This window comes from Solibacillus sp. FSL H8-0523 (assembly GCF_038051985.1).
Lineage (GTDB): Bacteria > Bacillota > Bacilli > Bacillales_A > Planococcaceae > Solibacillus.
On record NZ_CP150291.1, the window covers coordinates 448,192 to 462,835 of the forward strand.

Below are 14,644 nucleotides of genomic sequence, written 5' to 3' on the forward strand. Positions count from 1 at the left end.
TGATGAACGCAGTAGAACAATTACAGCAATCGATTAAAGCAGCATTAGCAGCAGCTATCGAAAAAGCGGGCTTAGTAGAAGCTGGTACACAAGTAAATATTCACTTAGAAACACCGAAAGACAAAACAAACGGGGACTTCGCAACAAACGTCGCGATGCAATTAACAAAATTAGCGAAAAAGCCACCTCGTGCAATCGCTGAAGCTATCTTAGAAAACTTAGAAACAGAAGGCACGGATATCGAGAAAATCGACATCGCAGGCCCTGGTTTCATGAATATTACAGTACGTAAAGACTTCTTAGCGAGCATTGTTAAAGGAGCAGTTGAGCAAGGTGAAAACTACGGTCGTACTACTGCAGGTGCTGGTGAAAAAGTACAAGTAGAGTTCGTATCAGCAAACCCAACTGGTGACTTACATTTAGGACACGCGCGCGGTGCATCTGTAGGAGATTCATTATGTAACGTTATGGATTTCGCTGGTTACGACGTATCTCGTGAATACTATATTAACGATGCGGGTAACCAAATCAACAACTTATCATACTCATTAGAAGCACGTTATAAGCAAGCATTAGGCATGGACGCGGAAATGCCAGAAGGCGGCTACCACGGCCCAGACATTATCGGCATCGCTGGTAAATTAGCAGAAGAATTCGGCGCATCAATTTTAGATAAAACAGAAGAAGAGCGTTTTAAGTTCTTCCGTGCGCACGGTCTTAAATTAGAATTAGCAAAATTACAAAATGACCTTAAAAACTTCCGCGTTGAATTTGACGTTTGGTATTCAGAAACTTCTTTATATGAAAACGGCAAAATCGAAGTAGCATTAGATAAGCTAAAAGCAAACGGTCACGTATTTGAAGAAGAGGGCGCGACTTGGTTCCGCTCAACAACTTACGGCGACGACAAAGACCGCGTACTAATTAAAAACGACGGTTCATTCACATACTTAACACCTGATATCGCATACCACGAAGATAAATTACACCGTGGTTTTGATAAGCTAATCAACATTTGGGGTGCTGACCATCACGGTTATATTCCACGTATGAAAGCGGCAATCGAAGCACTTGGCTATGACCGCGGTACGTTAGAAGTAGACATTATCCAAATGGTACAGCTGTACAAAAACGGTGAGAAATTCAAAATGTCAAAACGTACAGGTAATGCTGTCACAATGCGTGAATTAGTAGAAGAAGTAGGCTTAGATGCCGTACGTTACTTCTTCGTAAAAACTGCCGGCGATTCTCACATGGACTTCGACTTAGATTTAGCTGTTTCACAATCGAACGAAAACCCAGTGTATTACGCACAATACGCACATGCACGTATTGCTTCAATTTTACGTTCAGCAGCAGAGCAAGGTTTTGAGGCTTCACTTGAAAACTTAAGCCTGTTAACTGCAGAAAAAGAAGAAGATGTACTGAAAAAAGTAGGCGCATTCCCACAAATCGTGGCGGACGCAGCGAAATACCGCACACCGCACCGTATCGCGAACTACATTCAAGACGTAGCAGCTGCATTCCACAGCTTCTATAACGCTGAAAAAGTATTAAACCTAGACAACAAAGAGCTAACAGAAGCTCGTCTTGCATTAATCACAGCGGTAAAAACAACACTAGCCAATGCATTAAAATTAATCGGTGTATCTGCACCTGAAAAAATGTAATTGTTAAAATTAATCCCCGTATTATTTGTTTTAGACAAATAATACGGGGATTTTTTTATGCGTTTAATTCGTTGCTATCACACAATTGGAAACCCTTTCAATAATTTTAAAAAGTCAATCCGACAAAAAAACTAGGAAATAAACCATTGACTTACGAATATTCTGAAAGTATTATTGTGATTAACAATAAAACTTAGTTGTTAACTAGGGATTAGGCGGTGCTTTATGAGTAAGCAATTATTTATTCAAACAGAAAAACAGCGTGACTGGTTAAAGAAGATAGAAACGCTAGAGCAAAACTTTAAAGAGCAGGCACAGCAAATCGACGAAGCGTCTGTGTTTCCATTTGAAAATTTTAAAAAGCTACGAGAAATTGGTTATACAAAAATTACATTGCCAAAGGAATTTGGCGGCGAAGGTTTTTCGCTTTATGACACGATTCTCTTACATGAAACAGTAGCAAGTTATTGTGGAAGTACAGGGCTAGCTGCCTCATGGACAATTCAAAATGTGGGAGAGATTTTTGAAAACCAGTACTGGGATGAAGAAACATTAGCTTGGTTTGGTGAAGAAGTGAAAAATGGGGCAACAGTAAACCGCGCAGTAAGTGAGTTTGCGATGGGCAGCCCCGTTCGTGGAGGAAGACCGGCAACTTCCGCAAAGCGTGAAGGTGACAGCTATCTGATTAACGGCCGTAAAAATTATACGAGTGGTGCTCCTGATTTAGATTACTTTTTAGTAGCAGCCTGGATAGAGGATGATGATCACCTCGGCTTTTTCTTAGTACCGAAAACAGCAACCGGTGTATCGGTTGAAAATACGTGGGATGTTGCATCCATGCGCGGAACAGGTAGTGATGATTTAGTATTGCAAAATGTTCGTGTAGCGGCATCTTCTTTAGTTGAAATTCCGAGTTATTCTACAGGTTTCAAATTGAATGGCTGGCTCTTACTCATTCCAGCGACGTATCTAGGAATTGCGCAAGCCGCACGTGATTATGCCGTCAAATTTGCGACAGAGCATTCACCAAATAGTATTCAAGGAACCATTGCAGATTTACCAAACGTACAAACGTTAATCGGCGAAATGGATTTGGCTCTGACAAATGCCCGCTTTACGATTTATGGTGTAGCGGAGCTTTATAAAGATCCAAAGAAAAAATCAACCATTATTAATGAAGTCAATATTGCCAAACATGTTGTAACAAATATGGCCATTGAAGTCGTGGATAAAGCGATGCGCTTAGTTGGCGCAAAAAGTTTACAACGTTCCAATCCATTACAGCGCTATTATCGCGATGTGCGTGCAGGGCTACATAACCCGCCGATGGACGACATTACCATTAAGCGCTTAGCAGAAACAGCGATTCAAAATCAATTACAAAAGAAAGAGGTAATCGTATGAAATTCAAACAAATTTTAAAGTTAGCGACAATTGGAATCACGGCTTCAGCGTTATTGGCAGCATGTGGGGATGAGCCACAATCAGGCGCAGCCGCACCAACAAGTAAAGACGGGGTAACGGTTGTGAAGGTCGCGTATGACCAAGCAAGTAAACCGATGACGTATTTAGATGAAAATGGGAACGCAACAGGCTATGACGTAGAAGTGATGAAGTTAGTAGACGAAGCATTACCTGAATATGAGTTTGACTATGTAGGCACGACAAGTGATGACTTATTAATCGGTGTGGAGCAGGGCAAATATCATGCAGGTGTAAAAAATGCATTCTGGACAGAAGAACGTACACAAAAGTACATTTTCCCACAAGAATTTTTAGGGTTAAGTAGTGCTGGTTTAGTACTGAAAAAAGAAAATGAACACATTAAAAACTTAAGTGATTTTGCATCGGCAGGCTATACATTAGCACCAATTGCGGCAAACAATGCGCAGTATACAGTGATTGCAGAATACAACGAAGCCAATCCAGATAATCAAGTGAAATTAAAAGCAGGTGAAGATTTCACCGTAGATGTGGTGCAATGGGTAAATGAAGGGCGCGTAGATGGTGGGGTTCAAATAGAAGGTGCATTTACAGGGCAAGTGTTAACAGAAGGCGGCCCTTACCATAACTTAAAGGATGAAGTCGTTTATAACGAATTTGCGGTGATTAAAACATGGCCGCTATTTAATAAAAAACAGCAAGAATTTGCAGATGCTTACGATAAAGCAATCGAAGAAATTAAGAACACAGATGCTTTACGCGAGTTAAGTAAAGAATTTTACGGTAAAGACTTATTTGAAGTATTAGATTCAGTAAATCGCTAAACGGCCGGAGCTGCTTAAGTACTTTTCTTAAGTAGCTTTTTTAAAAGATAAGAAACTATAAAATTTTCAGTATTGCAACAGTGTCGGGGCTAAAAGGGCACTTTAGCGCTTTTCTTATATAAAAGGGTGGGGAACGGATGGAAAAGTATTTTGATGTGTCGTACATTTGGTCGGCATTGCCGGATTTATTGCCGTATTTATGGGTTACATTATATATCGCCGCTTTTTCGGTCATAGGTGGCTCGTTATTAGGTTTCGTACTCGCAGCAGCAAAGTTAAGCAATAATCAATTGTTACGTGCTTTAGCAAATGGCTATACGACGATTATCCGTTGTACGCCATCGATTGTCTTACTGTTTTTAGTGTATTACGGAATTCCAGCCTTTTCAGAAGGACTATTCGGCATTTACCTACAAAACGTTTCAACGGGTGTATTCGTTGTTGTTACCTTCAGCTTACAATTTGCTGCGATGATGTCAGAAGTGATTCGTTCCTCGTATTTAGCAATCGATCGTGGACAATTTGAAGCGGCGGTAAGTGTTGGGTTGACCCCGTTTCAAGCGTATCGCCGTATTATTTTCCCGCAGGCACTTGTGGTAGCACTGCCGAACTTTGGCAATGGCTTAATTTCGGTGCTTCAAGAAGGGGCACTTGCATACACAATTGGCTTTATTGATGTGGTTGGTAAGGCGAATTTAATCATTGCGAACAATTACGGCACACATACACTCGAAATTTATCTCGCATTAGCCGTGATTTATTGGGTCATCTCGATTTCAATTGAAAAGAGTTTTAGTCTACTAGAAAAAGCATTTACTAAAGGAAAGCAACCAATTAAAACGACGTAGGAGGTGCGCACGATGGACATGATTAACTGGCAGTTTTTATTTAATACATTTTTTGTGGCATTAAGTGGCGTGCCGATTGCGTTGCTCGTAACGGTTGTTTCACTTTTCATTGCGGTTCCACTAGGCTTTTTATTAGCACTGGCACGTGTCTATGAGATACCAGTCATTAATTTCTTTGCCAAAATTTACATTTCATTTGTCCGCGGCACACCAGTGATTATTCAAATTTTTATTTTATATGCAACGATTCCATTACTATTAAATGGCCTGTTTGAAAAATATAACATCGATTATCCGATCTATGATGTGAATCCGCTCTGGTATGCGTTTATTATTTTCTCATTTAACACAGCGGCAGTTTTAATCGAAGTATTTCGTTCGGCACTGCAAACAGTTCCAAAAGGGCAAATTGAAGCAGCACAATCGGTTGGTTTAACGACAGCGCAAGCGTATCGCCGCATCATTATTCCGCAAGCCCTTGTATCAGCCATGCCAAATCTTTGTACCGCGACCATTAATTTAATCAAAGCAACGTCACTTGGGTATGCGATTTCGTTACAGGAAATCACGTTAAAAGCAAAGGTAGAAGCAAACTTCGGTTATAACTATTTAGAGGCGTATATTGATATTTTTCTTGTCTATTTAATTGTATGTATGACCGTAGAGTATTTATTTAAATGGTCTGAAAAACGCTTAAGTCGTTACAAATTGGCTACGGTATAAGGAGGATAAACCATGTTAGATATTCAAAATGTGCATAAAACATTTGGTAAAAACGAAATATTAAAGGGCGTTAATTTAACGATTGCAAAAGGCGATGTTGTGGTAGTCCTGGGTCCAAGTGGGTCAGGGAAAACGACGCTTCTACGCTGCATTAACTTTTTAGAGCGCGCGGATGAAGGAACGGCGAATTTTGACGACATTGAAGTCGATTTACACAAGGCGTCGAAAAAGGACATTTTAGCAATCCGCAAAAAAACAGCATTCGTTTTTCAAAATTACAACTTATTTAATAATAAAACCGCACTTGAAAATGTCGCGGAAGGACTCATCATTGGGCGTGGTATGAAAAAAGAAGCAGCCTATACCATTTCTAAACAAGCGCTGGATAAAGTAGGCCTAACGGAAAAATATGATTCGTACCCAAGTCAATTATCGGGTGGCCAGCAACAGCGAGTAGGCATTGCGCGCGCAGTCGCATTAAATCCAGACATCATCTTATTTGATGAACCGACATCCGCGCTAGATCCAGAGCTCGTTGGAGAAGTGCTTGGAGTGATGAAGGATATTGCGAAGGAAGGCACGACAATGCTCGTTGTCACACATGAAATGTCCTTTGCAAAAGACGTAGCAAATCGCGTCATCTTCATGGATGGTGGAAATGTCATCGAAGAAGGTTCGCCACATGAAATTTTTGTACAGCCAAAAGAAGAACGCACGAAGCAGTTTTTACGCCGCGTAATACCAGACGATTATACGTACCATATTTGATCGATTTGGTAGAATTATCTGAAAATTTAATCGTACCTGCATACAAAAATGCTTTTTTCCGCTATAATAAAAGATATCAATTTCATATGGATTGTAAAGGTTCTTATTTCACAAGTAAGAAGTAAAAGGGAAATCGGTTCAAATCCGATGCGGTCCCGCCACTGTAAATGCGAGTTTTTAGCATAAAGCCACTGTTCACACGGGAAGGCGCTACAAAACGTTTCAGCATAAGCCAGGAGACCTGCCTTTATAATGCCCAACGAGTAACCTACGAGGATAGGATGTGGCGGATAAATTCTTTTTACATTGAATGTTATTTGCATGCACAAAGCTTCCTTCTCTCTATGAGTGGGAGGCTTTTTCTTTTGTGAAATAATAACTAAAAAGAGCCTATGAAACAAGAAGCATCAGGTTTTTATAATCTAAGGAGGCAATTTCAACATGAAAAAATGGCAGGTACTTTCTTCAGCAGCATTATTAACGTTAACATTAGCAGCATGCGGTGCGGAGGAAGAAGCAGCAGACAAATCGACAGCAACAAATAGCGCAGAAACGACAGAAACAGCGCAATTTCCACTTACACAAACAGACGCACTAGGCAAAGAGATTACAATCGAAAAAGCACCAGAGCGTATTATTTCACTCATTCCATCAAATACAGAAATTTTATTTGGCTTAGGCATAGATGAGCAAATTATTGCGGTAAATGATAACGACAATTATCCAGAAGCAGCACTTGCGAAAGAAAAAGTCGGTGGCATGGAGTTTAACCTAGAGCAAATCATCGCCCTACAGCCAGACTTAGTATTAGCGCATGAATCTAACTTATATAGTTTTAACGAAGAAGCGATTGCTCAGCTTGAAGCGATTGGTATTACGGTATTTGTCGTAAAAGATGCCAAAACATTTGAAGAAACGTATACAACGATTGAAAAAATTGGCCAGATGACAAATAAAGTACAACAAGCAGCCGATATGATCACTTCGATTAAAACGGGCATCGATGAAATTGAGGTCAAAGTGGCGGACCTGGAAGAAAAATCAGTATTTATTGTCGTGGGGACAGCACCAGATCTTTATGCAGCAGGTCAGGAAACATTTATTAATGAAATGCTTGAAGTGTTAGACGTAGAAAATGCGGTACCAGAACTAGGATGGCCAATGTACAGCACAGAGCAATTCGTAGCAAGTAACCCGGATGCAATTTTAGTGACCTATGAAAGCGACATCGAAGCGATTCAAACAAATGACGCGTATTCCGAAATGGATGCGGTGAAAAATGACCAAGTGAAGCTAGTTGACGGAGATACGACAAGTCGTCAAGGCCCACGTATTGTGGAAGGTATTGAATCATTAGCGGAAGCCATTTATCCAGAGGCATTTAATGAGTAAAAAATATTCAATCGCGTATATAGCGTCGATTGGATTGCTTTTAAGTAGCATATGGATTGGCATTTCGTTTGGCTCGGTTCATATTCCACTGTCTACATTATGGGATCAAACAACAGACCCCGTCGCCTATAGTATTTTATGGAAAATTCGGATGCCGCGCGTCGTTCTCGCAGCACTGATTGGCGCATCTCTCGCCATTGCGGGGGCTGCGTTCCAAGGGCTACTGAAAAACCCATTAGCCGACCCGTATACACTCGGCGTCTCTTCAGGAGCTTCGGTAGGGGCGGTCATGACGATCTTTTTAGGTATTTCCTTACCAGTACTCGGTGCTTTTACGTTACCCGTTTTTAGTATGCTCGGTGCAGCAATTACAATGGTTGTTGTATTAGCATTTGCAAGACTCGTCGACCGTACAATGAAAATGGAAACACTTATTTTAACGGGGATTATTTTCAGCTCGTTTTTAGGTGCGTGTATTTCATTAATGGTCGCATTAACGGGCGAGCAGCTACGCGAAATTATCGGCTGGCTGCTTGGCAGTGTATCAATGCGCGGATGGCCATATGTGCGCATGGTGTTACCGTTTATGATCATCGGTGCTGTGATTATTTGGTTAAATCGCCGTGAGTTAAACGCCATGATTTACGGGGAAGAACGTGCACAGTATTTAGGGGTAAACGTGAAGCGCAGTAAATATATGATTTTAGCAGGTGGCTCCATTTTAACCGGCGCTGCAGTGGCGGCATCCGGAACAATTGGCTTTGTCGGCTTAGTCATTCCACATATGATTCGCATTTTAATCGGTGCTGATCATCGTCATTTACTGAGTTTGTCGTTTTTAAATGGCGCGAGCTTACTCGTTATTTGTGATTTAGTGTCGCGTACGATTATTGCACCTATCGAATTGCCGATTGGTGTCATCACGTCCTTTATTGGCGCACCAGTATTTGCGTATATTTTCTTTAAGCAACGTAGAAAGGGTGTCGCATAATGTTACAAGTAAACGGCTTAAGTGGTGGCTATAACGGCAAAAGCATTGTGAAAAACGTGACGTTCCACGTGAAAAAAGGTCGAATTTTGGGAATACTAGGTCCAAACGGTAGCGGTAAATCGACATTATTAAAAATGATTAGCGGAATACTTCATCCGACTGCTGGAGAAGTATTGATTGAACAACAACCGATCAAAAGTTATGATATGAAGCAACTCGCGAAAAAGATGGCCGTACTGCCGCAGTTAAATGCCAGTACATTTTCAAATCGTGTATATGATGCGGTTTCACTCGGTCGTTATCCACATCAAACGGGCTTTTTCTCAAGCTGGTCAGAGCATGATGAACAGATGGTGCAGCAGGCGATGGACAGCACGGGGGTTTCGCAGTATAAAGAGCATTATTTAGAATTTTTATCAGGCGGGGAACAGCAGCGTGTATTTATCGCACAAGCACTCGCGCAAAATTCTGAGCTACTGCTGTTAGACGAACCGACCAATCACCTAGACATCGCGCATCAAAAACAAATTTTAGATATGATACGCTTACAAGTGGAGCAGAATGGGTTAACGGTTGTGTCGATTTTCCATGATATTAACTTAGCCTCCCTGTACTGTGATGAGCTGCTGTTACTGGAAGATGGTGAGGTACGTGCATATGGTTACCCGCATGAGGTCATTATGCAGGAGCAAATTGCCAATGTGTACAAGGCGCGTATTGCGACGTATCCGCACCCTGAATTACCAAAGCCGCAAATTACGATGTTACCGACAAATGAATTAGAGCGTAACGAAACACAGATCGACATAGCCAATTTTACGATGACAACAGATTATGTACAGTACAAGGCCGAAGCACCATTGAAAGCTATTTCGTCTGCGGTGCATAATGCAGGTATTGGCTGGTACGACACGTTTTTAAATCGTTCGATTGCGCCAGATTATGATATTTATAGCGTGAAAGAGGAAACGTACGATTTTTTAGTGAACAACAACTTTGCACCAACGAGTACCGTTGTCATGATGACCGCGGTTGCCACGAAATGTGCTGCCATTCAAACCTTTACACATGCTGAACTTGAAATTGTGATTATGGTCACAGCAGGGGTTGGAAACGGTGTTGACGTGACGAAAACGTATTTACGTGATGAACAACCACATGTCGGCACAATTAATACCTGGGTTTTCATTAATGGAAAGCTGACAGATGAAGCATTTATCCAAGCAATGATTACTGCTACAGAAGCCAAAACAAAGGCATTAGCTGATCAACAGGTGACGGATGCCTTTACCGGCACGATTGCGACAAGCACGGCAACAGACAGCTTGCTTATTGCAGCGACCCAGCACGGACCACAGATGCAATATGCCGGACCGATTACGGATATCGGGAAATTAATTGGGCGCGGTGTTTTTGAAACGACCATTGCGGCTATAAAAAAGTATAAAGAAATGTAAGTTGTTAGAAGTAATGAAAACTGAAAGGGTGAAGACGATGAAATTATATACAAAGCAAGGCGACACGGGGAAAACAAGCATTATAGGAGGGCGTGTCGATAAAGACCATTTACGTGTTGAGGCATATGGAACGATTGACGAATTAAATTCATTTATCGGAAAAGCCATTTGTGAGTTAGACGTAGAAAAATTCCAAGATGTTATTAAAGATTTAACAGCCATTCAGCATGAGTTATTTGATGGCGGTGGCGACTTAGCAAATGTGATGAAAGAGCGTCATTACAAGCTAACAGAAGACCCAATTGCTATTTTAGAACAGCGAATTGATGCCTTATCAGAAGAAGCACCACCGTTAGAGCGCTTCATTTTACCAGGTGGCGCTCCGGCTGCTGCTACATTACACATCGCGCGTACAGTAGCGCGCCGTGCAGAGCGTCAAACGGTTTCGTTAATGAAGGAAATTGAAGACGTTTCACCAGTTGTTCAAAAATATTTAAACCGCTTATCGGACTACTTATTTGCTGTAGCACGTGTTGTGAATCATCGCTTAGCAATTAAGGATATTGAGTATATCCGTAGCGCGCAAGTTTTTAAATAACATAAAAATGCTAGCTAGTACAATGAAAATTGTCGAGCTAGCATTTTTTTATTTTATTATTTAATTTTCAGAATTAATGACAAATTTTGTTGACTGAATGCTCATTCATAATTACAATGAACTTATAGATTAATATGGAAATATAGTTTGTCATATGGGAATACATGACAAATGGTTTTAGAATCATCGTTTTCTAGGGGGGAAAGGTATGAATACACTATTAATCATTAACTGGATTGCGACTGCTGCGGTTGTTGCTTATGCGCTTGGATTATTTACGTACTTATTAAAAACTCGTTACAACTACGTGCAATTAGGTCGCAAGGAAGAATTCAATATTAAAATGTCAGACCGCATTAACGACATCGTAGAAAAAGTATTTGGCCAATCGAAATTATTGAAAGATAAAAAGATGGGTCTTGTACACGTACTATTTTTCTATGGATTCTTAATGGTACAGCTAGGTGCAATTGATTTAATTTGGAAAGGGATTGCACCGGGGTCACATCTTCCGCTAGGCGGGCTGTATCCGATGTTTACGTTTACACAGGAAATTGTTGTGTTAACGATTTTAATTGCGGTCGCGGTCGCGTTTTACCGTCGTTATTTAGAGAAGTTAGCGCGTTTAAAGCAAGGCTTTAAAAATGGATTAGTTTATTTATTCCTATCTGTATTAATGTTTGCGACATTGTTCGGAAATGGTTTTTATTTAATTTGGCAAGATCACGGCTTAACTGGTTCAGAGCCAGTCGCTTCAGCAATTGCTTGGGCATTCCAGTGGATGAGCCCGACTGTAGCAGCAATCGGATTCTTTATTATGTGGTGGGCGCATCTGTTAGCGCTACTAGCATTCCTTGTGTATCTTCCACAAGGCAAGCACTTCCACTTAATTACGTCGATTTTAAATGTATACTTCAACCGTCAAGATCGTATCGGCACATTACGTCCGATTGATTTCGCGGCGTTAGAAGAGGCAGAAGACGAAGAAAGTATGCCACCAATGGGCGTAGGGAAAATTCAAGATTTCACGCAAAAACAAATGCTCGACCTATATTCTTGTGTAGAATGTGGTCGTTGTACGAATATGTGTCCAGCAACAGGAACAGGGAAGATGCTGTCACCGATGGACTTAATCGTGAAATTACGTGACCACTTAACATTCACAGGCGCGGTCGAAACAAAGCAAAAGCCGTGGGTACCGTTCCAATTCTTTAACAAAACACAAGGGAACCAACTGGCGATGGCTGCTGGTGCTGAAGGTGCAGTAATCGATAATATCTACAGCCCGTCATTAATTGGGGATATCATTACAGAAGAAGAAATTTGGGCTTGTACAACTTGCCGTAACTGTGAAGACCAATGTCCAGTAATGAATGAGCATGTCGACAAAATTATCGATTTACGTCGTTACTTAACAATGACGGAAGGTAAGGTAAATGCGGATGCACAGCGCGCGATGACAAATATCGAGCGTCAAGGAAATCCATGGGGCTTAAACCGTAAAGAAAAAGAAAACTGGCGCGAGCTAGATGAGACGGTGTATGTACCAACCGTAAAAGAGCTAAAAAAATCAGGCGAAGAAATGGAATACTTATTCTGGGTTGGCTCAATGGGTGCATTTGATAACCGTTCACAAAAAATCGCGTTAGCATTCGCACGCTTAATGAACAAAGCTGGCGTGAAGTTTGCGATTTTAGGCAACAAGGAAAAGAACTCAGGGGATACACCACGTCGTTTAGGGAATGAATTCTTATTCCAGGAAATCGCTGGGGAAAATATTTCAGAGTTCGAGAAAAATAATGTCACAAAAATTGTGACAATCGATCCGCACGCGTACAACATTTTCAAAAATGAGTACCAAGATTTTGGCTGGAGCGGGGAAGTACTGCACCATACCGAATTACTATACGATTTAGTAGAGCAAGGTCGCTTAACGATGGATCACCGCGTAGATGAAACAATCGTTTTCCACGATTCATGTTACTTAGGTCGTTACAATGATGTCTACGATCCACCACGTGAGATTTTAAAAGGCATCCCAGGCGTGAAGCTTGTCGAGATGGCGCGTAACCGCGAAGAAGGTATGTGCTGTGGTGCCGGTGGTGGTTTAATGTGGATGGAAGAGCATGTCGGAAATCGTATTAACGTAGCGCGTACAGAGCAAGCAATCGCGACGCAAGCTTCAGTTATTTCTTCAGGCTGTCCTTACTGCTTAACAATGCTATCAGATGGTACGAAGGCGAAGGAAGTAGAAGAAACGATTGGCACGTACGATATCGCAGAGCTATTAGAGCGCGCGGTATTCGGTACACCACAACCAGCATCGCAAGAAGTGCTAGAAGAGGTAATTGAAGAAGTCGCTGCACCTGCTGAAGTAACAGTAGAAGCAGAGAAAGAAGTGCAACCAGAAGCTGTAGCAGAGGAAGTAGCAACAGTAAAGGAGCCAGCAGTAAAAACAACGAAACAAATTGTTGTTGAAACAGAAAAAGAATCACAAAGCGAAGAAAAGTGAATTTAATGAGCATAAAGTTTTAAGTTCAGTATATTCAAATAATTTTGTTGCGAAATAAAAAAGGATTTAATACAATGAAATTAGTTAAAAAATGAGAGTATTATATGCTCTCATTTTTTTAAAACATGAAATTGAGCGAGCGTTCAGTCGAATGTTAAACAATGGGATTATGAGAAGGGTTTTTACAAAAAAAGATCGATATTTCAAACAAAGGGGTGTATGGATTGTCGAGAACAGTTATTTTAGACGGAGCACGAACGCCATTCGGAAAATTTGGTGGCGCGTTAAGTTCACTGACTGCTAGTGATTTAGGTGGCATTGCCATTAAAGAAGCATTAACAAAAGCAAATGTCGAAGCGCAAGCTGTTGGCGAAGTGATTATTGGCACGGTATTACAGGCAGGGCAAGGCCAAATTCCGTCACGCCAAGCTGCAACAAAAGCAGGCATTCCGTGGTCAGTAAAAACCGAAACAATTAATAAGGTATGTGCATCAGGCATGCGCAGTGTCACACTTGCCGATCAACTAATTCGTTTAGGGGACGAACAGGTCATTGTTGCAGGGGGCATGGAATCGATGTCAAACGCACCGTACTATATGCCAAAAGGGCGCTTTGGTTTACGGATGGGTGATGCCAGTTTAGTAGACGGCATGATTTATGACGGATTATCTTGCGCGTTTCATCCGAAGCAAGTACATATGGGCACTTACGGCAATGGCACAGCAGAAAAGTTTAGCGTAACGCGTGATGAACAGGATGCCTGGGCAGTACGCAGTCACGAAAAAGCAATTGCAGCCATTGAAGCAGGAAAGTTCGCAGAGGAAATTGTCGCGGTGGAAATTCCACAGCGTAAAGGGGAGCCAATCGTTGTAAACGAAGACGAAGCACCACGAGCGGGCACAACATTGGAAACGCTTGCAAAACTGAAGTCCGCGTTTAGTGCGGACGGTACCATTACAGCAGGAAACGCACCGGGGATAAATGACGGGGCCTGTGCACTTGTATTGATGAACGAAGACAAGGCACGTGAAGAAAATCGTCCAGTACTGGCAACGATTTTAGGTCATGCCGAAGTGGGGGTTGCACCAGAAGATTTCCCACAAACACCAGGGCTTGTCATTAATGAATTATTAAAGAAAACGGGAAAATCACTTGAAGAAATCGATGTAATCGAAATTAACGAAGCGTTTGCAGCAGTAGCACTTGTCAGCAATCAAATTGCCGGACTGGATCCACAGAAAGTCAATGTTAACGGTGGCGCCGTAGCACTTGGTCACCCGATTGGTGCAAGTGGGGCGCGTATTATTTTAACACTTGCTTACGAATTAAAACGTCGCGGCGGCGGCTTAGGTATTGCAGCCATCTGCTCAGGTGGCGGTCAAGGGGATGCGGTAATAATCGAAGTATCAAACTAAGGG

At 41.6% G+C, this 14,644-nt stretch carries 12 protein-coding genes and 1 riboswitch; all 12 genes read left to right on the plus strand.

Features of this window, described 5'->3' with window-relative positions; genetic code table 11:
- Nucleotides 1-2: 2 nt before the first annotated feature.
- The 12 genes from argS (at nucleotide 3) to NSQ62_RS02265 (ending at nucleotide 14,641) form a co-directional block, all read left to right on the plus strand.
- Complete coding sequence (gene argS, locus NSQ62_RS02210) at nucleotides 3-1,670, plus strand: arginine--tRNA ligase (protein WP_341322296.1); 1,668 nt, start codon at nucleotides 3-5, stop codon at nucleotides 1,668-1,670.
- A 225-nt stretch (nucleotides 1,671-1,895) separates the two neighbouring features.
- Complete coding sequence (locus tag NSQ62_RS02215) at nucleotides 1,896-3,074, plus strand: acyl-CoA dehydrogenase family protein (protein WP_341322297.1); 1,179 nt, start codon at nucleotides 1,896-1,898, stop codon at nucleotides 3,072-3,074.
- On the plus strand, nucleotides 3,071-3,937 hold the full coding sequence (locus NSQ62_RS02220) for a transporter substrate-binding domain-containing protein (protein WP_341322298.1): 867 nt from the start codon (nucleotides 3,071-3,073) through the stop codon (nucleotides 3,935-3,937). Before NSQ62_RS02215 ends, NSQ62_RS02220 begins: the two co-directional genes overlap by 4 nt.
- A gap of 137 nt (nucleotides 3,938-4,074) precedes the next feature.
- Nucleotides 4,075-4,785: an amino acid ABC transporter permease gene (locus NSQ62_RS02225; RefSeq protein ID WP_341322299.1), complete on the plus strand. Its 711-nt coding sequence runs from the start codon at nucleotides 4,075-4,077 to the stop codon at nucleotides 4,783-4,785.
- Nucleotides 4,786-4,797: 12 nt separating this feature from the next.
- The gene (locus tag NSQ62_RS02230; protein ID WP_341322300.1) at nucleotides 4,798-5,508 is read left to right on the plus strand and encodes an amino acid ABC transporter permease; all 711 of its coding nucleotides are present in this window, start codon (nucleotides 4,798-4,800) and stop codon (nucleotides 5,506-5,508) included.
- A gap of 12 nt (nucleotides 5,509-5,520) precedes the next feature.
- On the plus strand, nucleotides 5,521-6,276 hold the full coding sequence (locus tag NSQ62_RS02235) for an amino acid ABC transporter ATP-binding protein (RefSeq protein ID WP_341322301.1): 756 nt from the start codon (nucleotides 5,521-5,523) through the stop codon (nucleotides 6,274-6,276).
- 80 nt (nucleotides 6,277-6,356) lie between these two features.
- A riboswitch (cobalamin riboswitch) is annotated at nucleotides 6,357-6,540 on the plus strand.
- A 177-nt stretch (nucleotides 6,541-6,717) separates the two neighbouring features.
- On the plus strand, nucleotides 6,718-7,668 hold the full coding sequence (locus NSQ62_RS02240) for an ABC transporter substrate-binding protein (protein ID WP_341322302.1): 951 nt from the start codon (nucleotides 6,718-6,720) through the stop codon (nucleotides 7,666-7,668).
- Nucleotides 7,661-8,659 carry an iron ABC transporter permease gene (locus tag NSQ62_RS02245; protein WP_341322303.1) on the plus strand — a complete coding sequence of 333 codons (999 nt, stop codon included), beginning with the start codon at nucleotides 7,661-7,663 and terminating at the stop codon, nucleotides 8,657-8,659. The genes NSQ62_RS02240 and NSQ62_RS02245 overlap by 8 nt, the downstream gene beginning before the upstream one ends.
- Nucleotides 8,659-10,116 (plus strand): adenosylcobinamide amidohydrolase, encoded by a 1,458-nt coding sequence (locus NSQ62_RS02250; RefSeq protein ID WP_341322304.1) that lies wholly within the window; start codon nucleotides 8,659-8,661, stop codon nucleotides 10,114-10,116. Before NSQ62_RS02245 ends, NSQ62_RS02250 begins: the two co-directional genes overlap by 1 nt.
- A 37-nt stretch (nucleotides 10,117-10,153) precedes the next feature.
- A complete protein-coding gene (locus tag NSQ62_RS02255; protein WP_341322305.1) occupies nucleotides 10,154-10,714 on the plus strand; it encodes a cob(I)yrinic acid a,c-diamide adenosyltransferase in 561 nt (186 codons plus the stop codon).
- Between the two features lie 208 nt (nucleotides 10,715-10,922).
- Nucleotides 10,923-13,226: a (Fe-S)-binding protein gene (locus NSQ62_RS02260; RefSeq protein ID WP_341322306.1), complete on the plus strand. Its 2,304-nt coding sequence runs from the start codon at nucleotides 10,923-10,925 to the stop codon at nucleotides 13,224-13,226.
- Between the two features lie 224 nt (nucleotides 13,227-13,450).
- Nucleotides 13,451-14,641: an acetyl-CoA C-acetyltransferase gene (locus tag NSQ62_RS02265; protein WP_341322307.1), complete on the plus strand. Its 1,191-nt coding sequence runs from the start codon at nucleotides 13,451-13,453 to the stop codon at nucleotides 14,639-14,641.
- Nucleotides 14,642-14,644 lie beyond the last annotated feature (3 nt).

Excerpts from the sequence above, each read along its gene's own strand:
- argS (WP_341322296.1), top strand. The coding sequence starts at position 3 with ATGAACGCAGTAGAACAATTACAGCAATCGATTAAAGCAGCATTAGCA.
- NSQ62_RS02215 (WP_341322297.1), top strand. The coding sequence starts at position 1,896 with ATGAGTAAGCAATTATTTATTCAAACAGAAAAACAGCGTGACTGGTTA.
- NSQ62_RS02220 (WP_341322298.1), top strand. The coding sequence starts at position 3,071 with ATGAAATTCAAACAAATTTTAAAGTTAGCGACAATTGGAATCACGGCT.
- NSQ62_RS02225 (WP_341322299.1), top strand. The coding sequence starts at position 4,075 with ATGGAAAAGTATTTTGATGTGTCGTACATTTGGTCGGCATTGCCGGAT.
- NSQ62_RS02230 (WP_341322300.1), top strand. The coding sequence starts at position 4,798 with ATGGACATGATTAACTGGCAGTTTTTATTTAATACATTTTTTGTGGCA.
- NSQ62_RS02235 (WP_341322301.1), top strand. The coding sequence starts at position 5,521 with ATGTTAGATATTCAAAATGTGCATAAAACATTTGGTAAAAACGAAATA.
- NSQ62_RS02240 (WP_341322302.1), top strand. The coding sequence starts at position 6,718 with ATGAAAAAATGGCAGGTACTTTCTTCAGCAGCATTATTAACGTTAACA.
- NSQ62_RS02245 (WP_341322303.1), top strand. The coding sequence starts at position 7,661 with ATGAGTAAAAAATATTCAATCGCGTATATAGCGTCGATTGGATTGCTT.
- NSQ62_RS02250 (WP_341322304.1), top strand. The coding sequence starts at position 8,659 with ATGTTACAAGTAAACGGCTTAAGTGGTGGCTATAACGGCAAAAGCATT.
- NSQ62_RS02255 (WP_341322305.1), top strand. The coding sequence starts at position 10,154 with ATGAAATTATATACAAAGCAAGGCGACACGGGGAAAACAAGCATTATA.
- NSQ62_RS02260 (WP_341322306.1), top strand. The coding sequence starts at position 10,923 with ATGAATACACTATTAATCATTAACTGGATTGCGACTGCTGCGGTTGTT.